This window comes from Anaeromyxobacter diazotrophicus (assembly GCF_013340205.1).
Classification (GTDB): Bacteria; Myxococcota; Myxococcia; order Myxococcales; family Anaeromyxobacteraceae; genus Anaeromyxobacter_A; species Anaeromyxobacter_A diazotrophicus.
On sequence record NZ_BJTG01000003.1, the window covers coordinates 279,395 to 304,670 of the forward strand.

Genomic DNA, 25,276 nt, shown 5'->3' on the forward strand with positions numbered 1-25,276 from the left:
GGCGCCATGGAGAACATCCGCTACTCGCAGAAGCGCCTCGCCGAGATCCTCGGCGTCCCCGCCAAGCAGGTCGCCGAGGCGCTCGGCAAGCGCGACGGCTACGGCCCCGCCGAGCTGGCCGACGCGCGGCAGAAGCTCCGCCGCGTCCCGGCCCCCCGCGCGCGCCGGGTCCAGCTCTTCCTCAACTTCAAGGGCGGCACCGGCAAGACCAGCCTCTCCTCCTCCTACGCCTACCGCCTGGCCGAGCGCGGCCACCGCGTGCTCATGATCGACCTCGACAGCCAGGGGCACGCCACGAAGTGCCTCGGCAAGGAGGGGGCGAGCTTCCCGCGCACGCTGCACGACGTGCTCATCCGCAAGGCGCCGGTGGACGAGGTGACCATCGCCACCGGGATGCCCGGGCTCTCGCTCGTCCCGTCGAACCTCGCCATGAGCACCATCGACCTCGCGCTCATGCCGCTCGCCGGGCGCGAGTTCCGGCTGCGCAAGGCGCTGGAGGAGGTGCAGGCGAAGTACGACTTCGTGGTGATGGACGCGCCGCCGTCGTTCGGGCTCCTCAACCTGAACGCGCTCATGGCGGCCGACGACCTCGTCATCCCGGTGCTGGCCGACTTCCTCTCCTACGACGGGCTCCGGCTGCTCTTCGAGACCGTGCAGGGGCTGGAGGACGACCTCTCGCACCAGCTCGAGCACATCTTCATCGTGGTGAACGCCTTCAACCAGACCTTCAAGATCGCGCGCGAGGCGCTCGGCGCGCTCCGCGAGCACTACGCCGACTACGTGCTCGAGAGCGTGGTGCGCCAGTGCACCAAGTTCGCGCAGGCGTCGAGCGAGGGCTGCCCCATCTTCGCCTTCGACGCGGAGTCGAAGGGGGCGACCGACCTGGAGGCGGTCCTGGACGAGATCCAGGCCCGGGTGAGCGCGACGGCCAAGGCCGGCGCGGCGGGAGCGAGCCGATGAGGAAGGCCTTCGACGCGAACGTCCCCAAGTTCCGGCCGCGGCTCAAGACCGCGGTCGCGCCCGCGGGCGAGGCGGGGACCGCGGCCGAGACCGCGGCGCCGGCGGCGGAGGTGACCGCGGCCCCTCTCCCCGGCCCTCTCCCCGCTGCGCGGGGCGAGGGAGACCTCGGCGAGGTCGCTCACCCTTCCTCCACCCGCAAGGGCGAGGGAGACCTCAGCCCTGAAGACCGCACCCCTGAGAATCCCCCCTCTCCCCCCGCGGGGGAGAGGGCCGGGAGAGGGGGCAGCACCACGCGTGAACCCGCGCCCCCCGCGCAACCGGCGCTCGCCTTCTCGGAGCCCCCCGACGTCGAGTCGCGCCGCGAGCGGCTCCTCGCCGTGAAGCGCAAGGTGGCGGCGGCGGTCCGGCCGGCGCCCCCCATGCCGGCGCTGCCGGAGACCCCGGCCCGCGCCGGGGAGAGCGCGCTCCTGCTGGTGAAGGACTTCGAGGCGCAGCTCACCCGCGCCCGCGAGGTGGAGACGGCCCTGCGCGCCGACCTCGACGACGCCCGCGCCGAGCTGGCGCGGGGCGCCAGCGAGGGGCGCCGCGCGGTGGAGCGGCTGGCCGCGGTCGAGCAGCAGCTCGAGGAGAAGCGCTCCGTCCTCGCGGAGATGCTGGACGAGCTGAGCGCGCTGGAGGAGGAGCGCGACGGCGCGGTGGCCCGGGCGCAGGCGCTCTCGGCGCTCGACGAGGAGCGGCAGGCGCTGCTCGACGCCGTCACCGCCCGCGCCGAGCAGGCGGAGCGGGCGCGCGCCGAGGGCGAGGCCGAGCTCGGCCGGCTCGGGGCGGAGCTCGACGAGCGCGCCGCCGACCTGGCGCGCCTGCGCGCGGCGCTGGCGCAGGTGACGCGCGAGCGGGACGACCTCTCGCGCGAGCTGGGCGAGGCGCGCCGCGAGCGCGACGAGCTCGCCGAGGCGCGGCGCGCGCTGGAGCAGGTGCACGAGGCGCTCGCCACCGCGCGGGCGCGGCTGGGGTAGCGTCCACCCGGCAGCGACCTGGATGGCTGAAATTCCGGGCGGTTGAGCGGGGTGCCGCGCCACCCGCCGCGCGCGGGGCGCCGGGCGCTGGATACACTGTAGGTCATCACCGTGCATTGACACTTTGTCGCACGCCTCTCTACGCTGCGTGGAGAGGTTCGCGCATGCGCCAAGTTGCGACGAGGGGACCGACGTACCGCCGCCGACCTGGGTCGGCGCGACCTGCGGCGGAACGGCGCGCCTCATGAGCCGCGCCCCGCTCTTCGAAGGCCTGACCGAGGTGCGGGGCACGCTCGGCGCGGATCTGCGCGGGCAGCTCACCGCGCCGATCACCGGCGACGCCGGGCTGACCCGGGAGCACGCGGGCGCCATGGCCATCGCCCTCGCCGAGCTGGGGGCGCTGGGCGAGACCGCGGGCCTCGGCCAGCTCGAGCTCGTCGTCGCCGGGGCGCCCACGCGGCAGCTCGTGGCGGCGCCCCGCGCCGGCGCGTTCCTGATGGTGGCGGTCGATCCCGCCAAGCCCACCTCGCGGGTGGAGAAGGCGCTGCGGGACGGGTCGCCCGCGCCGGCCTCCGGCCCGGCCTCCTCCGCGCCGCCGCCGCTCCCGGTCGCGCCCGCGCAGCGCGATCCCTGGGCCGCCCTGCGCCTCGCCCTCGCGCGCGGGCAGCTCGCCGAGGCGGCCGCCTGCCAGCGCGACCTGGGCCAGGCGCCGCCGGGGGCCGGCGCCGAGCCGCTCGAGCCGGCCGAGCGCGAGCGCGCGCTGGCCACCCTCCTCGACGCAGTCGCGACCGCCCAGGCGGGCGACGTGGTCGGCTGCGCGCGCAAGCTGCAGGATCTGGCGCGCCCGGCGCAGGCGAACCTCTCCTTGCGCTGGGCCGCCCACCACTGGACCGGGCGCGCCGCGCTGCAGGGCGGCAGCCTCGACGCCGCCCGGACCCACGCCAAGGAGGCGCTGACGCTGTCGCGCCAGCTCGACGGCGCCGCCAAGGCGGTGAGCCAGTGGTTCGCCGGGGAGCTGCTGTCGCGGAGCGCCGACGCGAGCCAGGGGCTGCGCTGGCTGGCCGAGGCGCGGGCCGCGTTCGCGCGGCTGGGCGAGGGCTGGGCCGTCGCGCGCACCTGGCTGGCCGAGGCGCGCATCCACGCCGCGGGCCACGACGAGGCGAGCGCGGCCGGGGCGGCGCGGCGCGCGCTCGAGGCGGACGCCACCTTCGAGGAGCCGGCGCTGTTCCTCGCGCGCCGCGCCCTCGCCCGGGGAGACCTGGCCGCTGCCGAGCTGGAGCTCCCGCCGCAGGGGAGCGTGGCGGCCGGCTGCGCCCGCGCGCTCCTCGACGTCGTGCGCGCGGGCCAGGTCACGCAGGCCGAGGTGACCGAGCTCGTCCACCAGGAGGAGCTCCCGCCTTCGGCCGCCACCCTGCACGCGCTGGAGCGGCTCGCCAACGCAGCCCCCACCTTCGCCCAGGCGCGCGCGGCGCTCGGGTGGGCGCTCCTGCGCAGGGGGAAGTACGCCGAGGCGAGCGTGGTGCTCCGGGTGCTCCTCGGTCAGCAGCTCGCGCCGGCGGTGCGCGCCTCGGTGGAGGCGGCCCTCGCCTGCGCCACCCGCGCCCTGCCCGCCCCCGAGGGCGTGCCGGTGCTGGCGCGGAGCGCCCCGGCCACTCCCGCGCCGGCCCCCACCCCGCGGCCGGGGGCGGTCTTCTCCGGCCAGCTCAGCGTCTTCGCGCTCCCCGACCTGCTCGAGTTCCTCCGCGCCGGGAAGCGCACCGGGCTCCTCACCTTCAGCGGCGCGGCCGGGCTGGGCTCCTTGCGCTTCAACGCCGGCCGGATCACCGGGGCGAGCTCGCCCGCGGCGCCCGGGCTGGGGCAGCTCCTCGTGCAGGAGCGGAAGGTCACCCCGCTCACGCTCCGCGCGGCCGCCTCCGCGCAGGACGACTCCGACGAGGCGCTCGGCGCGCGGCTGGTGCGCGACGGCGCGGTGCCCGTCGCCGCGGTCGAGGACGCGCTCCGGCGCGGCGTCGAGCTCGCGGTGCGCGAGCTGGTCGGGTGGAAGGAGGGCGAGTTCGCCTTCGAGGAGACCGCGCCCGCGCCGCCGGCGCGGCCCGGCGTCGAGCTGGATCCCCAGGGCGTGCTCCTCAACATCTTCAAGGAGCTGGACGAGTCGAGCCGGCCCGCCGCCGCTCGCCAGCCCTGACCGCGACCGATGCCCGACGCCAACGCCCGCGAGCCCTCGGACCTCGCCAAGCTGGTCGGCACCCGGCTCGGGAACTACCGGCTGGAGCGCCTGGTCGGGCGCGGGCGCATGGGCGCGGTGTACCTCGCGCAGGACGAGGCGCTCCTGCGGCCCACCGCCGTGAAGGTCCTCGCCTGGAGCGCCGCCGAGGCGCGCGGCCACGATCCGGTGAAGTGGTTCCTGGCCGAGGCGCGGCTGGTGGCCCGCATCAACCACCCGCGCGTGGTGCAGATCTACGGCGCGGCCCGGCAGGGCGACCGCTGCTACATCGCGATGGAGTACGTCGCCGGCGCCTCCGCGGAGGCGCTGGTGGCCGAGTGCGGGGCGCTCCCGCCCGCCCGCGCGACCGACCTCCTCGTCCAGGCGGCGGCGGCGCTGGAGGCGGCCCACCGCTGCGGCGTGGTCCACCGCGACGTGAAGCCGGCCAACCTCCTCATCGGCCCCGAGGGGTCGGTGAAGCTGGGCGACTTCGGGATGGCGCTCGGCTCGGCCGGCATCCGCACCGCGCACGCGCACCTCAGGGTCGGGACGCCGTACTACACCGCGCCCGAGATCTGGCGGGGCGAGGCGGCCACGCCCGCGTCGGACCTCTACTCGCTCGGCGCGACCTACTTCCAGCTCCTCACCGGCCGGCCGCCGTACCCCGCCCACGACGTGGCGGCGGTGGAGCAGGCGCACCTCGGCGCGGCGGTGCCGGATCCGCGCGAGCTCGTCCCGGGCCTGCCCGCCGCGTGCGCCGCGCTCGCGATGCGCGCCCTGGCCAAGTCGCCGCGCGAGCGCCCGGCGTCGGCCGAGGCGCTCGGCAAGGAGGCGCGGCGGGTGCTGCGGGAGCTCGCGGCCGCGCCGCCCCCGCCGCCCGAGCCGGCGCGGGCCGCCGCGCCGCCGCGGGCCACGGCCGCGCCGGTCCGGACGGCTCCCAGACCTGCCGCGGGGGCGGCCACCGGCCGGACCGGAGGAAGAGGGGAAGGCGTCATGACGCTGCTCGCGACCATCTCGAGCCTGCCGGAGGTGAAGGGCGCCGTGCTCGGCACCTCGGCCGGCGCGTTCGTGGACACCGCCGGGGAGGCGGACGGGGAGGCGGTGGCGGCGGTGATGGGGTTCATGTGGACGGCGCTGAGCGAGGCCGGCGAGCAGCTCGGGCTCGGGGCGCTCGGCCGCATCTCGCTGTCGGGCGCCACCGGCGCCTGCGTGGCCACCGCCGAGCCGGACGGCACCGTGCTGTCCGCGCTGGTCGAGCCGGCCGGGTCGCTCGTCGCCGTCGAGAAGGTCCTCGACGACGCCCTCTCGCGGAACGGAGCGTGACATGGAGACGATCCTCCAGGGCCTGTTGGAGCTGCAGGGCGTGAGCGCGGCGCTGGTCCTCGACGCGGGGGGCCGGGTGACCGCCCACCGCGGCGGGGCCATGCACGACCGCGCGCTGTGCGAGCAGGTGAGCGGCAACCTGATGAAGGCCGTCGAGACCGTCCAGCTCCAGCAGGCGGACTGGGACGCGATCGGGGCGCAGTTCACCGACGGCCGGCTGCTCCTGCGCAACCTCGGGGAGGGCGTGGAGGGCGGGCACGTCCTCGCGGTCATCGCCGACGCGCGGCTCAACGCCTCCTTCGCGACCGTCGCGCTGCGCGTGGCGGCGAACAAGCTGCGCCGGGTGCTGGCGGGCGGGGCGCCGGCGTCGTCCGCCTCCTCGGCGGTGGCCTCGTCGGTCGCGGCGCCGCTCTCCGGCTCGCAGGTCTCGCCGGCCGACTCGAAGGTGCTCTCGAGCGCCACCGGGCTCAGCTGGTCGCGGTCGGGCTCCTCGAGCGCCGCCGTCTCGCGCGTGGCGGCCGCGGACCCCGCCTCGATGGCGTTCCTCACCCGCTGCTCCAAGGAGCTGGCGCGGCACGTGGGGCCGATCGCGAAGGTCTTCGTGCAGGAGGCGGTTCAGCGCGTCTGCCCGGAGGCGCCCTTCTCCCTGCCCCGCGCCGGCGCGCTGGTCGACGACCTGGCGAGCCAGGTCGAGGACCCCGACGACCGGTCGAAGTTCCGCGCCGCGCTCGCCAAGCGCTAGCCCGTCCTACCCCAGAGAGGATCGCCCATGTCCATCGCCCACGCCGTGAGGAGCAGCCTCGGCGCCAAGATGTCGCTGAAGCTGGCCGCGCTGCTGCTGGTGCTGACCACCGTGGCGGCGCTCGTCATCACCTTCCGCCAGACGCGGCAGCTGGAGGAGCTGACGCTGGAGAAGGCGCGCCTGGCCGCGGCGCTCGGCGCCCGCCAGTACGGCGAGGTCCTGGAGGCCGCCGTCGACGACGGGACGCTCACCGTCAGCGACGCGTTCGACCGGAACTACGTCGAGATCAAGGGGTACGACTGGGGGCAGCACCGCAAGTACCACACCCGCTACGACGCGGTGCTCGACCGCGCGGTGCTCGTGTTCCAGGACCGCATGCTCGACCAGGACGACTTCGTGTTCGCGATCGGCGTGGACGAGAACGGCTACCTCCCGGTCCACAACAGCCGGTTCCAGCGCCCGATCACCGGCGACCCGGAGAAGGACCTGGCGGGCAACCGGTCGAAGCGCATCTTCGACGACCCGGTCGGCCTGGCGGCGGCGCGCAACCTCGAGCCGACCCTGGTGCAGGTCTACCGGCGCGACACCGGCGAGACGATGTGGGACGTCTCGGCGCCGGTCCTGGTGAAGGGGAAGCACTGGGGCGCCTTCCGCGTGGCGGTGTCGATGGCCCGCATCGCCGCCCGCCAGCGCGAGCTGTTCTTCACGCTGCTGGCCGGCTTCGCCCTGTTCGCCGTGGTCACCAGCGGCGCCATGTACCTCCTCGTCGGGCAGGCCATGAAGCCGGTCGTCGCGCTCACCGCGACCGCCGACCAGATCAGCCTGGGCGAGGAGCTCGACACGCCCATCAAGTCCGACGCCGTCGACGAGATCGGGCAGCTCACGAAGACCATCGACCGGCTCCGCGTCAGCATGAAGGGCGCGATGAGCCGCCTCGGGCAGTGAAAGGAGCGACGTCATGAAGACCACGATCCGCGGGTACGCCCTCCTGCTGCTCCTCGCCGCCGGCGCCGCGCTCCCCGGGCCGGCCGCCGCGCAGGCGCGGCCGGGCACCTCGGCCGAGCTCCTGACCGCGCAGGACCGGGAGATGCTGGCGCTGGCGAACGAGTTCGCGCGCCGCTGCGGCGAGGTGCTCGAGCGGTGGATCGCGAAGGGCGAGGTGAGCGAGGAGCGGCTCTTCGCCTCGCTCTACTACCCGATCCCGAAGACCGACCCGCCCAAGTTCAGCACCGACTGGGACAAGCTGTCGGACCGCGACGTCCTCCCCATCGAGGAGGCGATCCTCGCCCGGTCGCCGGCCATCTTCTTCACGGTCATGGTCGACCGCCACGGCTACCTGCCCACCCACGACCAGCGCTACTCGCTGCCGCTCACCGGCAACCCGGCGAGCGACCTCGTCAACAACCGGACCAAGCGCATCTTCAACGACCGCACCGGGCTCGCGGCCGCCCGCAACGAGGCGCCCTTCCTCGTCCAGCGCTACCAGCGCGACACCGGCGAGTCGATGGTGGACCTCTCGGTGCCGCTCAACCTCCGCGGCCGCCACTGGGGCGCGGTGCGGATCGGCTACCGGTCGGTGGACGGGCGCTGAGGTCAGGCGGTCTTCGGCACCGCGCTCACCGCCGGCGGCTGGAGCTGCGCGCCGGGCAGGCCCAGCCGCTTCATCTCGGCGCGCGCGTCGTACGCCGCATACTTGTACGCCTCGCCCAGCGTCGGGTAGTTGAACACCGCCTGGGTGAAGTAGTGGATGGTGCCGCCGAGCGCCATCACCGCGCTGCCGAGGTGCACCAGCTCCGAGGCGTGCGGGCCGATGCAGTGCACCCCGAGCAGCTCGCCGTCCTGCGGCGAGGCGACGAGCTTCAGGAACCCCACCGCCTCGCCGATGAGGTTGGCGCGGGCGTTCTCGGTGAGCGGCGTCTTGCCCACCACGTAGGGGATGCCCTTCTGCTTGAGCGCCTCCTCGGTGGCGCCCACCGACGACACCTCGGGGATGGTGTAGATGCCCACCGGCAGGAGCTCGGCCACCTTCTGCTGGTACTTCTTCCCCAGCGCGTGGGTCATCGCGACGCGCCCCTGCTCCATGGAGGTGGAGGCGAGGCCCGGGAAGCCGATGAGGTCGCCCGCCGCGTAGATGTGCGGCACCTTCGTCCGGTAGTGCTCGTCCACCTCGAGGTAGCCCTTGTCGGTGGCGGAGAGCCCGGCCGCGGCCAGGTCGAGCGACTCGACGTTGCCTTGCCGCCCGGCCGCCACCAGCACCTTCTCGGCCACCAGCCGCGAGCCGTCCGAGAGCGTGACGAGCACGTCGCGGTCGCCCACCTCGAGCCGCTGGGCGCGGCGCTCCTGGTGCATGTCGATGCCTGCCAGCGCGAACAGGTCCTGCATGGCGATCGACAGCTCGGCGTCGAGCCAGGGCAGGAGGCGCGGCTTCGAGTCGATGATGGAGACGTGGACGCCCAGCGCCGCGAACATCGAGGCGTACTCGCAGCCCGCCACGCCGCCGCCCAGGATGGCGAGCGAGCGCGGGACGGTGTCGAGCATCAGGATCGAGTCCGAGTCGTAGACGTGCTGGTGGTCGAACGTGTACTGCGGCGGGTGCGAGGGCCGGGTGCCGGTGGCGAGCAGCACCACCTCGGCCTGGATGTCCTGGAAGCTGCCGTCGGCCAGCGTGATGCGGACGGTGTGCGCGTCGGCGAAGCTCGCCACCCCGCGGAACTGCTCCACCCCGGCGGCGTTGAGCCGGTTGCGGATGCGCGAGTGCTCGCGGGCGGTGACGAGCCCGCGGCGGCCCATGAGCTCGGGGATGGTCACCGTCTCGGAGACGCTGAACTCGATGCCGTGCGCGTCGCGCGACCGCGCCTGCTGGATGGCGAGGGCCGTCTCGCGCAGGGCCTTGGAGGGGATGGTGCCGGTGTTGGCGGAGGCGCCGCCGGGCACCGCCTCCTTCTCGATCAGGGCGACCTTCTTCCCGTAGGAGGCCGCCTGCACGGCGCCGTGCTCGCCGGCCGGGCCCGATCCGATGACGACCACGTCGTAGTGGAGCATGCGCCGCTTATAATGTGTTTTTCCCCGCTGGACGATATTCTGCGCGACCCGTGAAGAACGCCCCCCACAACCCCGTCCTCGACGCCCTCCAGAAGAACCTCATGGTGGCGCTCGACGAGCGCAAGCAGGCGCTCCGGGCGCAGGGGAAGCGCCTCTTCGACTTCGGGCTCGGTGACCCGAAGGAGCCGACGCCGCCCTTCCTGCGCGAGGCGCTCCGCGCCGCGGTGCCCGAGGTGTCGCAGTACCCGAGCGCCGCCGGCACGCCCGCGCTGCGCCGCGCCTGCGCCGGCTGGGTCCGCCGCCGCTTCGGGGTGGAGCTCGACCCGGACCGCCAGATCGTGCCCGCCACCGGCGCCAAGGAGACCATCTTCCACCTGCCGCTCGCCTTCGCCGGCGGCGACCCGCGCCGGACGAAGGTCGTCATGCCCGACCCCGGCTACCCCACCTACGAGGTGGGCGCGCGCTTCGCCGGGCTCGAGCCGCTCAAGGTGCCGCTCACCCGCGAGAACCGCTTCCTCGTCGAGCCCGCGGCGCTCGGCCCCGAGGTCCTCTCGCGCACGCTCGTCTTCTGGGTCAGCTACCCGCACAACCCCACCGGCGCGCTCGCGCCGCGCGACTACCTGGAGCGGGTGGGGCGGGCGGCGCTCGAGCACGGCTTCATCGTCGCCTCGGACGAGTGCTACGCCGACCTCTACTTCGGCGCGCCGCCGCCCTCGATGCTCGAGGTGCAGGTGGAGAACGTGGTCGCGATCCACTCGCTCTCCAAGCGGAGCGGCATGACCGGCTACCGCTCCGGCTTCACGGCCGGCGACGCCGACCTGGTCGCCATCCTGAAGCGCGCCCGCTCGCACCCGGGCGTGGCCTCCCCCGACTTCGTGAACGCCGCCGCCTCCGCCGCCTGGGCCGACGACGCGCACCCCGCCGAGCGGCGCGAGATCTTCCGCCAGAAGCGCGACCGCTTCCTGGCCTTCTTCCGCGAGCACGGGCTCGCCTGCGACGGCTCGGAGGCGACGCTCTACCTGTGGGTGCGGGTCCCGGCCGGCCACTCCGCGGCCTCCTACGCGGCGGCGCTGCTGGAGGAGGGGATCGTGGTCGCGCCCGGCACCGCCTTCGGGGCCGGGGAGGGGTACGTGCGGGTGGCGCTGGTGCCGGCGCTCGCGGAGTGCGACGAGGCCATCGCGGCCTGGCGAAAGGTGAGGACATGAACGACTTCTCGCAGCTCCAGCAGCGCGTCGCGGCGGCCTTCGCCGACCGCGCGCTCTTGTCCCAGGCGGCCACGCGCGAGGCGGTGCTGGCCGCCGTGGAGGCGCTCGACCGCGGGCAGATCCGCGTGGCCGAGAAGAAGGACGGTCAGTGGGTCGTGAACGCCTGGGTGATGCAGGCGGTGAACCTCTACTTCGGCGTCACCGGCATGGAGGTGAGCGAGGCCGGCCCCTTCGAGTGGCGCGACAAGATCCCGCTCAAGCAGGGGCTCGAGGCCGCCGGCGTCCGCTCGGTGCCGGGCGCGGTGGCGCGCTACGGCAGCTACGTGTCGCCCGGCGCGGTGCTCATGCCGAGCTTCGTCAACATCGGCGCCCGCGTCGGCGCCGGGACCATGGTGGACACCTGGGCCACCGTCGGCTCGTGCGCCCAGGTGGGCGAGAACGTGCACCTCGCCGGCGGCGTGGGCGTGGGCGGCGTGCTCGAGCCGCCCGGCGCGCGCCCCAACATCATCGAGGACGGCTGCTTCATCGGCAGCCGCTGCATCATCGTGGAGGGGACGCTGGTCGAGGAGGACTGCGTCCTCGGCGCCAACGTGGTCATCACCGGCTCGACGCCCATCATCGACGTCACCGGCCCGACCGAGGTGGTGCACAAGGGCCGCGTCCCGGCGCGCTCGGTGGTGATCCCCGGCACGCGCCCGAAGCAGTATCCGGCCGGCACCTTCTACATCCCGTGCGCCCTGATCGTCGGGAAGCGCACCGCCTCGACCGACAAGAAGGTCTCGCTCAACCAGGCGCTGCGCGACTTCGAGGTCCAGGTCTGACCGGCCCGGGCGCGCTCGGCGAGGCGCTGGCGGCGCGGACCGAGGCGCTCTGCGCGGTCCGCTCCGTCATCGGCGAGGAGCGCGCCCTGTGCGACGCCCTGGAGCGGGAGGCGCGCGCGCGCTTCCCGGCGGTGGAGCGGGTCAAGAACTCGCTGGTGGTCTGGGTCGATGCTCCACCCCCCTCCTCTCCCCCCCCGGGGGAGAGGGCCGGGGAGAGGGGGCGCGCCGCCACGGATCGCCCGCTGGTCCTCCTCTGCGGCCACCTCGACACCGTCCCCATCCACGCCGCCGACGAGGGGCGCTTTCCCCGCCGCGAGGGCGAGCGGCTCGTCGCGCCCGGCGCCTCCGACATGAAGAGCGGGGTGGCGGTGGCGCTCGAGCTCGCGGAGCGCCTCCCCCGCGCCGGGCGCGACCTCGACCTGGGGCTCGTGCTCTACGCGCGGGAAGAAGGGCCCTTCGAGGAGAACGAGCTCGGCGATCTGCTGCGCGACGTGCCCGCGCTGCGCGGCGCCGCGCTCGCCGTCTGCCTCGAGCCGACCGACGGCGCGGTCCAGCTCGGCTGCGTCGGCTCCCTGCACGCCACCGTCACCTTCACCGGCCGCTCGGCGCACTCGGCCCGGCCCTGGCACGGCGAGAACGCGGTGCACAAGGCGGGGGCGCTCCTCGCGCACCTGGCCGGCCGCGCGCCGCGGGAGGCGGTGAGCGGCGGCCTCGTCTTCCGCGAGGTGATCTCCGCCACCCGCATCGAGGGCGGCCGGGCCCGCAACGTCGTCCCCGACCGCTGCACGCTCAACCTCAACTTCCGCTTCGCCCCCGACAAGAGCCTCGAGGCCGCGGCGGAGGAGCTCCGCGCCCTCGCCCGCGACCACGGCGGGGCTGCGGAGGTCACCGATCTCTCGCCCGCGTGCCCGCCCTGGGCCGACCACCCCCTGGTGCGCCGCCTCCTCGCGCGCACCGGGGCCGCCGCCGAGCCGAAGCAGGCGTGGACCGACGTGGCGCGCCTGGCGCAGGCGGGGATCCCGGCCGTGAACTTCGGCCCGGGCGCGACCTCGCAGGCGCACCAGGCCGGCGAGTGGGTGGAGCTCGCCGCGATCGAGCGGTGCTACCGGGCGCTCGAGGCGTTCCTGCGCGCGACCCCGGCGGCCTGAGCGCTACTCCCCCTCGCCCACCAGCCCCTCGGCGTGCCGCAGCATCCGGTCCAGCCGCGGGCCGAGCCCGGGGCTGAGGCCGACCTCGACGCCCACCAGCCGCCCGCGCGCGTCGAGGGCGAGGAAGGTGGGGAAGTCCCGCAGGCCGCGCCGCGCCGCGGCGGCGGGGCCGCCGGGCAAGACGAGCGGCCTGCCGGGCGGCGGCCGCTCGGCGAGGCGCTGCTCGAGCGCGGCGCGGTCCTCGTCCACCGACACCGCGTAGGCGGCGACGCGGGGGTGGCGCGCCAGCACCGCCCGCGCGCGCTCCGCGGCCGGGCCGCAGGGGGCGCACCAGGTGGCCCACACCTCGACGAGCCGCGGCGGGCCGGGCCCACCCACCACCACCCGCTCGCCGTCCAGGGTCAGCGCGACGAACGGGAGCTCCGCGCGCGCTGCCCAGGAGGGGGGCACCGCGCGGTGCGCGCAGGCGCCGGAAGCGGCGAGCGCGGCCAGCGCGAGGAGAGGCCGGGGCACCACCCCTAAGCTCCCCTCTCCGCGGCGGCGGCGCAAGCGCGGAGGGCACGCCCCCTCCATGGCGTTCACCCGCCGCGCGGCGCCGTTAGACCGAACGTCGAAAGGGAGGACCAAGACCATGAGAAGGACGTTCGCGCTGGCGCTGGCCGCCGCGCTGCCCCTGGCGGCCGCCGCCGAGACCACCACCTGGAACATCGACCCCGCCCACTCCGACAGCTCGTTCGCGGTGAAGCACCTCGTCGTCTCGACGGTGCGCGGGCACTTCGGCAAGACCACCGGCACCCTCCACCTCGACGACAAGGACCTGTCGAAGTCGAGCGCCGAGGCGACGGTGGACACGACCACCATCGACACCCGGGTGGCCGACCGCGACGCCGACCTCAAGTCGGCCAACTTCTTCGACGTGGCGAAGTACCCGGAGATGACCTTCAAGTCGACCAAGGTCCAGAAGCAGGGGAAGGGCAAGCTGAAGGTCACGGGCGACCTCACCATCAAGGGCACCACGAAGCCGGTCGTGTTCGACGTCACCTACTCGCAACCGGTGAAGGGGATGAAGGGCGAGGAGCGGCGCGGCTTCAACGGCACCACCCGCATCAACCGGCGCGACTTCGGCCTCACCTGGTCGAAGACCATCGAGGCCGGGCCGGTGGTGGCCGACAACGTCGACATCACCCTCGACCTCGAGGCGGTGAAGGCGCAACCCGCCGAGGAGGCCGCGAAGGCGAAGGCCGCGAACGCCGAGGAGAAGAAGTAGGCCGGGCCCGGCGGGGCGCCGTCCGCGCGGCGTACCCGCCGGCTCGCCCCCGTCCGCCTCCGCGGCGCGCACCTCCGCGAAGGTGCAGCGGCGCCGCGGGGCACGGCGGTTGCTTCACCGCCGCGCCATGACGCGCGACTCCACCGCCGAGGCGGTCCTCCTCGATCTCCCGCGCGAACGGCTGCTCGCGGCCGGCGCGCGCGCCCTCTCCGACGCGGAGCTGGTCGCGCTGGTGCTCGGCACCGGGCGGGCCGGCCTCTCGGCCCGCGCCGCCGCGCTCGGGCTGGTGGAGCGGCAGCCGCTCTCGGCCCTGGCCTGGGCCTCGCCGGAGGAGCTCTCGACGGCCCCGGGGATCGGCCTCGCGCGGGCGGCGGCGCTGGCGGCGGCGTTCGAGCTGGGCCGCCGCGGCGGCTGGTCGCCGCCCCGGCGCGGCGAGCGCTGCCTCGACCCGGGCCGCGTCCACGAGCTGCTCCGCCACGCCGCCCACGCCGAGCGCGAAGGCTTCCACGTGGTGCTGCTCGACGTCCGCGGGCGGCTGCTCAAGGCGGTGCAGGTGGCGGAGGGGTCACTCAGCCAGTGCCCGGTCTCGCCGCGCGACGCGCTCAGGCCGGCGGTGCGGGAGGGGGCGCACGGGGTGGTGTTCGCGCACAACCACCCTTCCGGCGATCCGAGCCCCAGCTCGGAGGACGTGGAGCTCACGGAGCGCCTGCGCGCCGCCGCCGAGCTGGTGGGGGTGCTGGCGCGCGACCACGTCATCGTGGCGGCGGCGGGCTACTACTCCTTCGTCGAGGCGGGGCGCTGGCGGCGGTAGGGCCGCCGCCAGCGCGCGACCGCTACGCGATCCGGAAGCTCGGGTCCCAGCCCAGGTCGCGGACGGCCTTCTGGACGTCGACGGCGCCGTCCGCCTCGGCCACGTTGTAGACGCCGGGGCGCGCCCTCGTGAGCGCGACCACCGCGGCCCTGGCAGCGGCGTCCACGTGCACCGACCCCGGCCCGGCCGGAGCGGCGATGCCCGTCCCCGGCCCGTAGAACATCCCGTAGCGCAGGACGACGCCTTCCAGCGGCGCGTCCAGCACCTGCCGCTCGAGGCGGAGGACGCCGGTCACCGTCCCGCCGTACAGGGGGTGCGTCTCCGGCAGGAGCGGGTCCTCCTCCCGATGCGGCGTGGGTCCCTCCGCGTAGATGAACCCGATGCTCTGGGCGACGAGCCGCCGGGCGCCGGCGCCCACGGCGGCCGCGACGAGGTTGCGCGTGCCCTCGTCCCGCAGGCGCGCGTTGCGCACCAGGGCGTCGGCCATCTTGCTCGCCTCCAGCGCGTAGGGGAGGTCGGTGAGCTGGTGGAGGACGGCCTCGGGCCGGGCGTCGGCCACGGCCCTCCGCAGCGCGGCGGCGTCGAAGACGTCGACGACCACCGGCTCGACGCCCATCGCGCGCAGGAGCGGGGCCTTGTCGGCGGACCGCGTGGTGCCGACCACGCGCCAGCCGTCCGCCACGAGCAGGGGCGCGAGGCGCCGCCCGATCGCGCCCGACGCTCCCGCGAGGAAGATGCACTCGTTCATCGACGTCTCTCCTTGCTGACGTTCACTGCGTGAACGCGAGGTCACGGCCGCCGGACGAGGTGCAGGTCCGGGACCGGAAGCCTGGCGACCCGGCCGAGCACCGCCTCCAGCTCGGCGCCGGCCAGGCTCTCCTTGGCGAGGAGCGTCCGCGCGGCCTCCTCCAGGAGCGCGCGGTTCGCGGTCAGGACCTCGCGCGCCCGCTCGAGCTGGCCCTCGACCAGCCCGCGGACCGCCACGTCGATCTCCCGCGCCGTCGCCTCGGCGTAGAGCCGCTCGCGCCCGAAGGGCTGGCCCAGGTACGTCTGCGGCTCGCGCTCGTAGCTGACCGGCCCGAGCGTCCCGCCCATCCCGAAGCGCGTCACCATGCTGCGGGCGATGTCGGTGGCCTTGGAGAGGTCGTCGGCGGCGCCGGTCGAGAGGTGCCCGTAGACGAGGTCCTCGGCGGCGCGCCCGCCGAGGAGCACCGCCATCTTGCCGTCCAGCTCCTCGCGCGTCATGAGGAACCGGTCCTCGGTCGGGCGCTGGATGGTGTAGCCCAGCGCCCCGATGCCGCGGGGGATGATCGAGATCTTGTGGACGGGATCCGAGCCCGGGAGCGCCGCCGCCACCAGCGCGTGCCCGAGCTCGTGGTGCGCCACGATCTCGCGCTCGCGCGGGTTGAGGAGGCGATTCTTCTTCTCGAGGCCGGCCACGATCCGCTCGACGGCGGTGTTGAAGTCCACCATCGCGATCTCGGCCGCGCCGCGCCGGGTGGCGGCGAGCGCCGCCTCGTTGACGAGGTTCGCGAGGTCCGCCCCGGTGAAGCCCGGGGTGAGCGCCGCCACGTCGTCGAGCTTCACGTCGGGGGCGAGCACCACCTTGCGGGTGTGGACGCGGAGGATCTCGGCGCGGCCGAGCCGGTCCGGCCGATCGACCAGCACCTGCCGGTCGAAGCGCCCGGCGCGGAGGAGCGCGGGATCCAGGATCTCGGGCCGGTTGGTGGCGGCGAGGAGGACGAGCCCGGCGGACGGGTCGAAGCCGTCCATCTCGACGAGCAGCTGGTTCAGCGTCTGCTCCTTCTCGTCGTGGCCGCCGAGCCCCGGCATGGAGGCGCGGGCGCGGCCCAGGGCGTCGAGCTCGTCGATGAAGATGATGCACGGCGCCTTGGCGCGCGCCTGCTCGAACAGATCGCGGACGCGGGCCGCGCCGACGCCGACGAACATCTCCACGAACTCCGACCCGGAGATGGAGAAGAACGGCACGCCCGCCTCGCCCGCCACGGCGCGCGCGAGCAGCGTCTTGCCGGTGCCGGGCGGGCCGACGAGGAGCACGCCCTTCGGCATCCGCGCGCCGAGCCGGCCGTAGTCCTTGGGGGCCGTCAGGAACGAGACGATCTCCTTCAGCTCGGCCTTCGCCTCGTCCACCCCGGCCACGTCGGCGAACGTCACCTTGGTGTCGGTCTCGACGTAGACCTTGGCCTTCGACTTGCCGACCGAGAGCAGCCCACCGCCGGGGCCGCCGAGCTGCTTCGCCATCCGGCGCCCGGCGAAGATCCACAGGGCGGCGAAGAGGCCGATGGGCACGACCCACGACAGCAGCATCGGCAGGAAGTTCGACTCGTACTCGCCGGCGTAGGAGACGCCGTGGGCGTCGAGCTCCTTCGCGATGTCCGCGTCCACCCGGACCGCCACGAACCGCTTCTTCCCCTGGATGGGCTCCTTGAAGTCCCCCGAGAGGCGGTCTTGCCCGACCACCACCTTGGCGATCTTGTCCTCCCGGACGAGCTTCTGGAAGTCGCTGTACGGCAGCGTGACCACCGCCTGCGAGTGGACCCACCAGTCCTGGAGGAACATCACCCCCAGCGCGGCGAGCAGCGCGTAGCCGAGGTTGAAGCCGGTCTGCTTTCGGTTCATCGGGGCACCCCTCCGGCCGGCGGGCCGTGCCGATCACCTAAGCCGGGGCCGGCGGAGCTGCCCTCGCCACGCGGGCCGAGCGAGCGCCCTGCGGCCTAGCGCCGCGGCTTCTTCTTCGCGCCGAGCCCCGCCAGCGCGCGGCGCGCCTCGAGGCCCTCGCGCGACTTCCCGAGCAGCGAGACGGCGCGCCCGAGCTGGCGCCGGGCGGTCGCGGCGTCGCCCTGCGCGGCCGCCGCCTGGCCGTCGGCCAGCGCCGCCGCGCCGCTGCGCGGGTCGAGCTGGACGGCGCGGTCGCCGGCGCGGCGGGCGGCGTCGGCGTGGCCGCTGGCGAGCTCGGCCTGCGAGAGCGCGACGAGCCCCTCGCGGTGATCGGGCTGCTCGGCGAGCGCCGCGCCGAGCTCGCGCACGGCGCCCGGCGCGTCGCCCACCAGGAGGAGCGTCCGGCCCAGCTCGACCCGCGACGGCGCGTGGTGGGGCGAGCGCGCCACCGCCTGCTCGAGGAGCTCGCGCGACTCGGTCAGCCGGTTGCGGGCGCGCAGCACGCGCCCGAGGTCGCAGCGCGCGTCGGCGAGCTCCGGGTCGCGGTCGAGCGCGGCGCGCAGCCCCTGCTCGGCGGCGGCGAGCCGGCCCTCCGACAGGTCGAGGCGCGCCCGGGCCAGCAGGGCGACCGGGTGGGGCGACGGCGCCGCCAGCAGCGCGGAGACGATCGCCGCCGCCTGCTTCTGCCGCCCGCTCGCGAGCTCCGCCAGCGCCATCCAGGCGGCGGCCTCCGGGGTGGTCTTGCCGTCCCGGCGCGTCGCCTCCAGCTCGGTCCGCGCGGCCTCGGGCTCGCCCAGCGCGAGCCGCGCGCGGCCGCGGTCGAGGCGCAGGGCGCGGGTGGGCGCGTCGGCGGTCGAGGCGAGGAGCTGCCGGTACAGCCCGCGCTCGAGCTGCAGCCGCGCCAGGAGCTCGCGGTAGGCGAGCTCGCCGGGGGCGAGCCGCGCCGCGCCCTCGGCCGCGCGCAGGGCGCGGTCGAGCTCGCCGGCGCGCGCCAGCACCTCCGCCTGGGCGGCCGCCACCCGCGGGTCGGCCGGCTCGCGCGCGGCCGCGGCGGTGAGGCGCGTCACGGCGTCGTTGGTGCGCCCCGCCAGCGCGAGCAGCCGCGCCAGGGCGAGGTCGAACCGCAGCCGGTCGGCGAGCGCGGGCGGGCTGTCGCGGTCCGCCTCCACCGCCTCGAGCGAGGCCAGCGCGCGCGGCAGCTCGCGGCCCTGGCGCAGCCGCACCTCGGCCACCCCCAGCGCCGCGCGCGGATGCGTGGCGTGGACGCGCAGGACCGCCTCGTACCGGTCGAGGGCGGCCTCGAGGTCGCCGCGCTGCGCCTCCAGGTCGCCCAGGGCCGCCACCGCCCGCAGCATGGGCGGCTGGGCCAGCGCCGCCTGCTCGAGGAGCGGCCGCGCCCGGTCCGGCGCGCGGCGCGCGAGGAAGAGCTCGCCCGCCAGCGCGGCCGAGAGCGGCGTCGCGCCCGGCGCCGCGGCGGCCTGCAAGAGCGCCTCGGCCGCCGCGCGCTCGTCCCCGCGCTCCGCCACCAGGTACCGCACGGCGGCGGTGCTGGCGCCGGCCCGGCCCGCGCCGAGGAGCTGGCCGGCGCGGGCGCGTGCCTCGGCGTCGCCGAAGTCGTGCGCGAGGAGCCCGTCCACCTCGGCCGCCAGCGCGGCCGCCTCGAGGTCGTCCGGCGCGCGGGTGCGGACGAGCGCCAGCACGCCGCTCGCGGCGCGCAGCGCGCCGGCCGTGTCGCGCGCCAGCCCCTTGCGTGCGTCGCCGGCCGAGGCGCGCGCCTCGGCGGCGCGGCGGTGCGCCCGCACGGTGAGGTAGGTGGCGGCGCCGGCCCCCGCCATGACCGCCAGCGCCGCCGCCACCAGCGCCAGCGCGTGGCGCCGCCAGAAGGAAGGGCGCGCGGCCTGCTCGGCGAGGAGCTTGGCGCGCAGCTCGTGCTCGTAGGTCTGCGCCGCCTCCTCCGCCTCGCGCGCGGCGGCCTCCTCCTGCGCGCTGGACCGGCTGGGCAGGGTGAAGGTGCCCGGCAGGGTGAACGTGCCGGACCGGGTGTCGTCGAGGCGCGGCGCGGGGAGCGGGACGGGCGCGGGGCTCGCCTCCGGCCTGGGCGCCGCGCCCGGCAGGTCGGGGATGAGGGAGAGGAGGGTGCTCGGCTCGGGGGGAGGAGGAGCGCGGCGGAGCGCGGGCGGGCGCGGAGGCGGCACCCGCGGCGGCGGGGTGGCGGCGGTTGCGGGCGGCGCCGGCGTGAGCACCGGCGGGGATCGCGGGCGCTCGCCGGCGCGCGGGCCCGGCTCCGGCTCTGCGGGCTGCGCCGCGCGCTCCGGCTCCACGGCGGGCTCCGCCGCCGGGGCGGGGGTCGGGGCGGTGGGGGGCTCGGGCTCGGCGGGGTGGGGGGTGAAGACCTCCTCGGCCTCGGCGGCGGCGCGCGCCTCCTCGAACCAGCGCCGCAGGCGGGCGTCGCCCGGGTGCAGGGCCGTGGCGCGGTCGAGGAGCGGCAGGGCGCGCGCGCCGAGCCCGGCCTGCACCAGCGCCTCGCCGGCCAGGTCGTACGGGTACGGGCTCGCGGGGTCGGCCGCGACCGCCTGCTCGAAGCGCTCCAGCGCCTCGTCGCCGCGGCCGAGCGCGAGCAGCGCCTTGGCGGCGACCACCCGCGCCTGGACCGAGTCGGGGTGGTGCTCGAGCCCGCGCTCGCACACCTCCAGCGCGCGCCCGGCCTCACCCGCGTCGAGCAGCGCCCGGGCCAGCTCGACGAAGATGCGCGAGCGCGGATCGGCCTGGAGGATGCGCTGGTACTTCTCGATGGCGGGAGGAAGTTCGGAGGCCATGCCGCGGCCGGCGAGCCTATCACGCCGATCCCGGCGTCACCCCCCGATCATGGCACGGCGCCCATGTGCGACGGCGGCGCACGGCTGCAGGGCGCGAAGCTCCTGCTCCCCGAGCCAAACGCCATCACTTGAAGCGGCTCGGCACGCGACCGTCGGGGTCGACGGGGTAGCTGGCGTCACGCCAAGCCTTCCACCGGTCCGCGGCCGGCAGATCGTACCCAGCCTGGGACCAGCGATAGAACTGGTCGAAGTCGTACATCGCCACGGCGTGACAGCGGGTGAGCGCGGCCTCGACGAGCTCGCCGGAGAGACCCTGCCGCACGCCCACGTTGGCGAGCGCGAGGGAGGTCTTCGCGACCGGGGGCCGATCCGGCCTGTTCACGTCCAGTCCCCACGCCCAGGTCAGGTCGGCGTTCCACAGGGTCGCGCCGCAGAGGTCGACGTCCTGCAGGTTCGCGCCTCGGAGATCGGCGCCGTACAGGGCGACGCCCCTGAGATCGAACCCGCGCAGGTTTGCATCGCGCAGGCACTGCTTGCCCGAATGCACCGCTTCGCGCACCGCGTCGATCTGCTGTTCGAGGACCTGATCCGGACGGCCCAGGGTCGCGAAGAGCGGCTGGTGAGGCCGAGCGGCGAGCCGCGCACGGCAGGCTCGCACGGCCGCGTCGGGATCGTCTCCGGTGAGGCAGCCGAAATCTGCGGCAGGCAGAGGCTTCTGCCGGGTCGAATCGCCCAGCATGTGCGCCACGCGCGTCACCACGCCCCAATCGCCTCCCTTTCCGAAGAGGAGCGAGGAGATGTCCGGGTCGCAGCGGTGTCCGTGCCGACGCCAGGCCGTCGAGGCTCCGATGGCGCTGGCGGCTCCGTTCCGGACCGGCTCGGAGTCGCTCAGGAGCAGCGAGGAGACGAGCTCGGCGATGACGTGGTCGTCGCGCGTGGAGTTCTTCCACATCGCGCTGACCGCGGCGATGCCGGTCACCTGCCTGGATGGATTCGAGTCGCTGGCGAGCGTGATGAACTGCTGGAACTGGTCGTTCCACTTCTGACGCTCGTCGGACCAGTAGGCGCCGAGCTCCCGGATCGCCGTGACGAGCGTGACGAGCAGCGCGACGACCGCCGTCGTCCGCGGCCAAGATCTCGACCAAAACGCGCTGTCCTGTTCCGCCGGCACGGCTTCGCCGACAGTCTACTCAGGGTGGAACGGGCGTCGCGTGCTCCCGGAGGGCCTCCGCCAGGCAGGGGATCCCAGGAACGACAGGACGACCGAGAGGGAGGTCTCTCGGCCGTCCTGTGGGCGTCTGCAGTCCGAGCGCCCCGCTCGCCGGCCCTCTCGGCTGGAGCCGGGCGAGGATCGGGGACGGCGAGGCGCCGCTAGAACGGGATGTCGTCCCCGCCGCCGTGGCCGCCACCGCCGCCGTGCGGGCCGGAGTCGGCCGGCTCCTCGAAGCCGGGGGGCGGGCCGCCGACGTCCTCGGAGGGCGCGCGCGACGGGCGACCGGCGCCGCCGCCACCGCCGAGGAACCGCACCGTGTCCGCGACCACCTTCACCTTGGAGCGCTCCTGGCCCGAGGTCTTGTCCTGCCACTTGTCGGTCTTGAGGCGGCCCTCGACGTAGACCTGGCGGCCCTTCGCCAGGTACTCGCCGCACTGCTCGGCCTGCTTGCCCCACACCTCGACGTCGTGCCACTCCGTCTCTTCCTTGCGCTGGCCCGACGCCTTGTCGGTCCAGCTGCGGGAGGTGGCGATGCGCAGGCTCGCGACCGCTTGCCCGCCCGAGGTGTACCGGACCTCGGGATCCTTCCCGAGGTTTCCGACCAGGATGACCTTGTTGACCACGGCGATGCCCCTTTCGTTCGTTTCGCCTGGATCTCTGCGTTCTGGCGACGAACGGGAAGGTAGCAGCCGGGTCCGACAGCGCGCTCGCTAGCGCGGCTGTGGACCGTAGGCGCGGAGGAACGTGCGCACGGCGCCGCGGACCGCCTCCTGGATGCGCTCCGCGGGCGGGTCGCGCACCATCCCGAACTCCACCGGCAGGTAGAGGTCGCCCTGGCAGAGGAGGATGAACTGGTAGGCGGCGAGCTGCGCGTCCTCGAGCCGGAGCGCGCCCGCGCCGGCTTGCGCCTGGAGATAGGCGGCGAGGCGGTGCCGCAGCGCGATCGGGCCCTCCTCGAACAGCACCCGGCCCAGCTCGGGGAACCGGGAGATGTCGGCGAGGATGATGCGCCGGAGCGCGAGCCCATCGCGCGTGGTGAGGAAGCCCATCAGCGTCTCGCCGAAGCGCTGCAGGTCCTGCTCGACGTCGCCGGAGGGGGATCCCAGGAGCGCGGCCAGCGCCTCGTGCTTCACCCGCGTGTGCTCGCGGATGCAGGCGAGGAAGAGCTCCTTCTTGTCGTGGAAGTGGTTGTAGATGGTGGCCTTCGACACCTCGGCGCGCGCCGCGATGTGGTCCATGCAGGCGCGCTCGAACCCCACGTCCAGGAAGACCTGCCGGGCGCCGTCCAGGATCTGCCGTTGCTTGGCTGGCGGGAGGGGCCCCGAAGGGGCGAGCGTTTTCGCAGACTTATCGGTCACCGCCCATCATACTGAACGGTTCAGTCTTGACCGTCAAGCCCGATGGCGTCTATGAACTGTACCGTCTAGTTTTGGTTCCCCTCCGGCCCGCCCACCCTCGGGCCGGCCGCGCAACAAGGACAGGTCGCACATGGTCTCGAGCCGTTCGGCGCTCCGCGCCGGCGCCCTGGCGGCGGCGCTCCTGGCAGCTCCGCGCGCCCAGGCGCTGCAGCCTCTGGCGGAGTTCCTCCAGAGCGCCCGCACCGCCTCCCCGGACAACCGCGAGGCGCGCGCGTCGACCGAGGTGTCGCGCGCCCAGGCCTCGGCGGCCACGAGCCGGCTGCTCCCCGGGATCTCGCTGCGCGGGACCTACGCCCGGAACCAGTACGAGGTCTCGGAGCCCGCCGGCGGCGGGACGCTCACGCTCGCGCCGGCGAACCAGCTCGACGCCTACGCCGTCCTCACCGTGCCGCTCTTCGACGCGGCGAGCTTCGTCCGCGCCCGCGCGGCGAGCGGGAGCGCCCGGGCGGCCGAGGCGTCGCAGCAGGACGCCGCGCTCCAGGTCGAAGGGGCGGTGGCGCAGGCCTACTACCAGGTGATCGCCGACCTCGGCCTGGTGGACTCCTCGCGCCGCGCGCTCGAGGTGGCGCGCGCGAACCTCACCCTCACCGAGCACCAGCGCGCGAGCGGCGCGGTGGCGGGGCTGGACGTCGACCGCGCCCGCGCCGAGGTGGAGCGGCAGGTCCAGCAGCTGGCCTCGGCGGAGCTGGGGCTGCGCCTCGACGCCCGCGCGCTCACCTCGCGGACCGGCCTCGCCCCGGACCTCGCCGCCGCGCCGGCGCTCGAGGACGACCTGCACGAGGAGGCGCCGCTCGAGGCGTTCGTGCCCCCGGACACCGAGCTGCCCGCGCTGGCGGCCGCCGCCGAGGCGCGCCGGGCGCAGGAGCAGCAGGCCAGGGCGCAGCGGCTCACGCTCGTCCCGGCGCTCACAGGCAGCCTCGCCGAGCACGGCACCAACGCCCCCGGCCTCGTCCCCGGGCACACCTGGAGCTACCAGGGGGTGCTCGCGCTGACCTGGTCGTTCGACGGCTCCACCCTGGCCGGCATCCGGGCCGAGGACGCGCGCCTGGCGGTCGCCAGCGCCCGCGAGGAGCGGACCCGCCTCGCGGTCCACGACGCCATCCACCGCGCGTGGAGCACCGTCCAGACCGACCTCGCCCGCAGCCGCTCGGCACGCGCGCAGGCCGAGGTGAGCGCCCGCGCCGCGGGGCTCGCCCGCGACCGCTACCGCGTGGGCGCCAGCACGCAGCTCGACCTCCTGCAGGCGCAGCGCGACGCGTTCGCCGCCGACGTGAACCGCATCCAGGCCGACGCCGATCTCGTCAACGGGCGGGCGCAGCTGCGGCTCGCCGCCGGCCGCTCCCTCCTCGACCGCTGAGCCCGAAGGAAGATCCCATGCCCGTCCGCTCCAAGCTGTACCTCGCCGTGGCCCTCGCCGGCGTCCTCTCCGTCCTGGGCGGCTGCCGTGGCCAGAAGGCGCCCCCGCCGCCGCCCGCGCCGGAGGTCACCGTCGCCCCGGTGGCGCGCCGCGACCTGCCCATCTACGTCGACGCGGTGGCGACGCTCGACGGCTTCGTGAACGCCGAGATCCGCGCCCGCGTGCGCGGCTTCCTCGAGCAGCAGCGCTACCCCGACGGCGCCCCGGTGAAGGAGGGCCAGCTCCTCTTCACCATCGAGCGCAGCGAGTACGAGGCGGCGGTCGCCACCGCCCGCGCCGCGGTGGCGCGGGCCGAGAGCGCGCGGGCGCACGCGCGCCCGCTGCTCGCCCGCAAGCGCGAGCTGGCCAAGGTCGACGGGGTCAGCCAGCAGGAGCTGGAGGACGCCCAGGCGCAGGACAGCGACTCCGAGGCGCAGGTGCAGGCGGCGCGCGCGCAGCTGCGCCAGGCCGAGCTCAACCTCTCCTACACCCAGGTCCGCTCGCCCATCTCAGGCGTGGCCGGGCTGGCGCTGGTGCGCCCGGGCAACCTGGTCGGCGCCGACGGGCCGACCCTGCTCACCACCGTCTCGCAGGTGGACCTCATCCGCGTCACCTTCCCGCTCTCCGAGGGCGACTACCTGCGCGCGCCCGGCCGTCTCCGCCAGCTCCCCGCCCGCGACGCGGCCTGGGTCCGCCAGCAGCTCCCGCGGCTCGACCGCGGCGGCGAGACCGTCGACGGCGACCCGGGCGTGGAGCTGGTCCTCTCCGACGGCACCGTCTACCGGCACCGCGGCGTGGTGGTGGCGGTGAACCGCCAGATCGACCCCACCACCGGCACGCTCCAGCTGCAGGCGCTCTTCCCGAACCCCGAGCGGCTGCTCCGGCCGGGCCAGTACGGGCGGGTGCGGCTGCGTCAGGAGGGCGTCGGCCAGGGCGCGCTGGTGGTCCCCGAGAAGGCGCTCTCGCAGATCCAGGGCCTCTACACGCTGGCGGTGGTCGGCGCGGACGAGAAGGTCCAGCTCCGGCAGGTCAAGGTCGGCCCGGGCGCGGGCGCGCTGCGCATCGTGCTCGACGGCGTGAAGGAGGGCGAGCGGGTGGTGGTGGACGGCCTGCAGGCGGCCCGCGACGGCGTCCGCGTCACCGCGCGCGAGGCGCAGACCGCCGCGCTCACCCCGGCCGCGCCCCCCGTCACCGCGGCGCCCTGAGCGGACGGAGA

The 25,276-nt window shown here is 75.4% G+C and carries 22 protein-coding genes; 14 read left to right on the top strand and 8 right to left on the bottom strand.

Annotated elements, in window-relative coordinates:
• The first annotated feature begins 6 nt into the window (after positions 1-6).
• The 7 genes from HWY08_RS07260 (at position 7) to HWY08_RS07290 (ending at position 7,835) form a co-directional block, all read left to right on the top strand.
• A complete protein-coding gene (locus tag HWY08_RS07260) occupies positions 7-960 on the top strand; it encodes a ParA family protein (protein WP_176064188.1) in 954 nt (317 codons plus the stop codon).
• Entirely contained in the window at positions 957-1,976 is a 1,020-nt protein-coding gene (locus tag HWY08_RS07265; protein ID WP_176064189.1) for a hypothetical protein, read from the top strand. Before HWY08_RS07260 ends, HWY08_RS07265 begins: the two co-directional genes overlap by 4 nt.
• 244 nt (positions 1,977-2,220) lie before the next feature.
• Positions 2,221-4,161, top strand: a complete 1,941-nt coding sequence (locus HWY08_RS07270) for a DUF4388 domain-containing protein (RefSeq protein ID WP_176064190.1) — start codon at positions 2,221-2,223, stop codon at positions 4,159-4,161.
• Between the two features lie 9 nt (positions 4,162-4,170).
• On the top strand, positions 4,171-5,502 hold the full coding sequence (locus HWY08_RS07275) for a serine/threonine-protein kinase (protein ID WP_176064191.1): 1,332 nt from the start codon (positions 4,171-4,173) through the stop codon (positions 5,500-5,502).
• A gap of 1 nt (position 5,503) precedes the next feature.
• The gene (locus HWY08_RS07280; RefSeq protein WP_176064192.1) at positions 5,504-6,244 is read left to right on the top strand and encodes a DUF8082 domain-containing protein; all 741 of its coding nucleotides are present in this window, start codon (positions 5,504-5,506) and stop codon (positions 6,242-6,244) included.
• A gap of 27 nt (positions 6,245-6,271) precedes the next feature.
• A complete protein-coding gene (locus tag HWY08_RS07285; RefSeq protein WP_176064193.1) occupies positions 6,272-7,189 on the top strand; it encodes a HAMP domain-containing protein in 918 nt (305 codons plus the stop codon).
• A gap of 13 nt (positions 7,190-7,202) precedes the next feature.
• Entirely contained in the window at positions 7,203-7,835 is a 633-nt protein-coding gene (locus HWY08_RS07290) for a chemotaxis protein (RefSeq protein ID WP_176064194.1), read from the top strand.
• Between the two features lie 2 nt (positions 7,836-7,837).
• Here HWY08_RS07290 and sthA read toward each other — a convergent pair whose 3' ends face one another.
• Positions 7,838-9,286, bottom strand: a complete 1,449-nt coding sequence (gene sthA, locus HWY08_RS07295) for a Si-specific NAD(P)(+) transhydrogenase (protein WP_176064195.1) — start codon at positions 9,284-9,286, stop codon at positions 7,838-7,840.
• Positions 9,287-9,336: 50 nt separating this feature from the next.
• Here sthA and dapC point away from each other — a divergent pair, with 50 nt between their 5' ends.
• From dapC to dapE, 3 genes are read left to right on the top strand one after another with little or no spacing between them, the layout of a single operon-like run.
• A complete protein-coding gene (gene dapC, locus HWY08_RS07300; protein WP_235969506.1) occupies positions 9,337-10,491 on the top strand; it encodes a succinyldiaminopimelate transaminase in 1,155 nt (384 codons plus the stop codon).
• Positions 10,488-11,312: a 2,3,4,5-tetrahydropyridine-2,6-dicarboxylate N-succinyltransferase gene (locus HWY08_RS07305; protein WP_176064196.1), complete on the top strand. Its 825-nt coding sequence runs from the start codon at positions 10,488-10,490 to the stop codon at positions 11,310-11,312. The genes dapC and HWY08_RS07305 overlap by 4 nt, the downstream gene beginning before the upstream one ends.
• Positions 11,309-12,460, top strand: coding sequence for a succinyl-diaminopimelate desuccinylase (dapE, locus tag HWY08_RS07310; protein WP_176064464.1), 1,152 nt, complete (start codon positions 11,309-11,311; stop codon positions 12,458-12,460). The genes HWY08_RS07305 and dapE overlap by 4 nt, the downstream gene beginning before the upstream one ends.
• Before the next feature lie 3 nt (positions 12,461-12,463).
• Here the strand turns inward: dapE and HWY08_RS07315 are convergent, their stop codons facing one another.
• Entirely contained in the window at positions 12,464-12,973 is a 510-nt protein-coding gene (locus tag HWY08_RS07315) for a TlpA family protein disulfide reductase (protein ID WP_176064197.1), read from the bottom strand.
• Positions 12,974-13,091: 118 nt separating this feature from the next.
• Between HWY08_RS07315 and HWY08_RS07320 the strand changes: the two genes are divergently transcribed.
• Both HWY08_RS07320 and radC read left to right on the top strand, forming a co-directional pair.
• Positions 13,092-13,727: a YceI family protein gene (locus tag HWY08_RS07320; RefSeq protein ID WP_176064198.1), complete on the top strand. Its 636-nt coding sequence runs from the start codon at positions 13,092-13,094 to the stop codon at positions 13,725-13,727.
• A gap of 127 nt (positions 13,728-13,854) precedes the next feature.
• On the top strand, positions 13,855-14,538 hold the full coding sequence (gene radC / locus HWY08_RS07325) for a RadC family protein (protein ID WP_176064199.1): 684 nt from the start codon (positions 13,855-13,857) through the stop codon (positions 14,536-14,538).
• Positions 14,539-14,560: 22 nt separating this feature from the next.
• Here radC and HWY08_RS07330 read toward each other — a convergent pair whose 3' ends face one another.
• The 6 genes from HWY08_RS07330 to HWY08_RS07355 all read right to left on the bottom strand — a co-directional run bounded on the left by HWY08_RS07330 (position 14,561) and on the right by HWY08_RS07355 (position 22,604).
• Entirely contained in the window at positions 14,561-15,286 is a 726-nt protein-coding gene (locus HWY08_RS07330) for an NAD-dependent epimerase/dehydratase family protein (protein WP_176064200.1), read from the bottom strand.
• Positions 15,287-15,327: 41 nt separating this feature from the next.
• Positions 15,328-17,178, bottom strand: coding sequence for an ATP-dependent zinc metalloprotease FtsH (ftsH, locus tag HWY08_RS07335; protein WP_176064201.1), 1,851 nt, complete (start codon positions 17,176-17,178; stop codon positions 15,328-15,330).
• A gap of 95 nt (positions 17,179-17,273) precedes the next feature.
• Complete coding sequence (locus tag HWY08_RS07340; RefSeq protein WP_176064202.1) at positions 17,274-20,033, bottom strand: tetratricopeptide repeat protein; 2,760 nt, start codon at positions 20,031-20,033, stop codon at positions 17,274-17,276.
• 124 nt (positions 20,034-20,157) lie between these two features.
• The gene (locus tag HWY08_RS07345) at positions 20,158-21,204 is read right to left on the bottom strand and encodes a pentapeptide repeat-containing protein (RefSeq protein ID WP_209005137.1); all 1,047 of its coding nucleotides are present in this window, start codon (positions 21,202-21,204) and stop codon (positions 20,158-20,160) included.
• 200 nt (positions 21,205-21,404) lie between these two features.
• Positions 21,405-21,869: a single-stranded DNA-binding protein gene (locus tag HWY08_RS07350; RefSeq protein ID WP_176064203.1), complete on the bottom strand. Its 465-nt coding sequence runs from the start codon at positions 21,867-21,869 to the stop codon at positions 21,405-21,407.
• An 87-nt stretch (positions 21,870-21,956) separates the two neighbouring features.
• The gene (locus HWY08_RS07355) at positions 21,957-22,604 is read right to left on the bottom strand and encodes a TetR/AcrR family transcriptional regulator (RefSeq protein WP_176064204.1); all 648 of its coding nucleotides are present in this window, start codon (positions 22,602-22,604) and stop codon (positions 21,957-21,959) included.
• A gap of 130 nt (positions 22,605-22,734) precedes the next feature.
• Here HWY08_RS07355 and HWY08_RS07360 point away from each other — a divergent pair, with 130 nt between their 5' ends.
• Positions 22,735-24,021 (top strand): TolC family protein, encoded by a 1,287-nt coding sequence (locus tag HWY08_RS07360; RefSeq protein WP_176064205.1) that lies wholly within the window; start codon positions 22,735-22,737, stop codon positions 24,019-24,021.
• A 17-nt stretch (positions 24,022-24,038) separates the two neighbouring features.
• On the top strand, positions 24,039-25,265 hold the full coding sequence (locus tag HWY08_RS07365; RefSeq protein WP_176064206.1) for an efflux RND transporter periplasmic adaptor subunit: 1,227 nt from the start codon (positions 24,039-24,041) through the stop codon (positions 25,263-25,265).
• Positions 25,266-25,276: the final 11 nt, after the last annotated feature.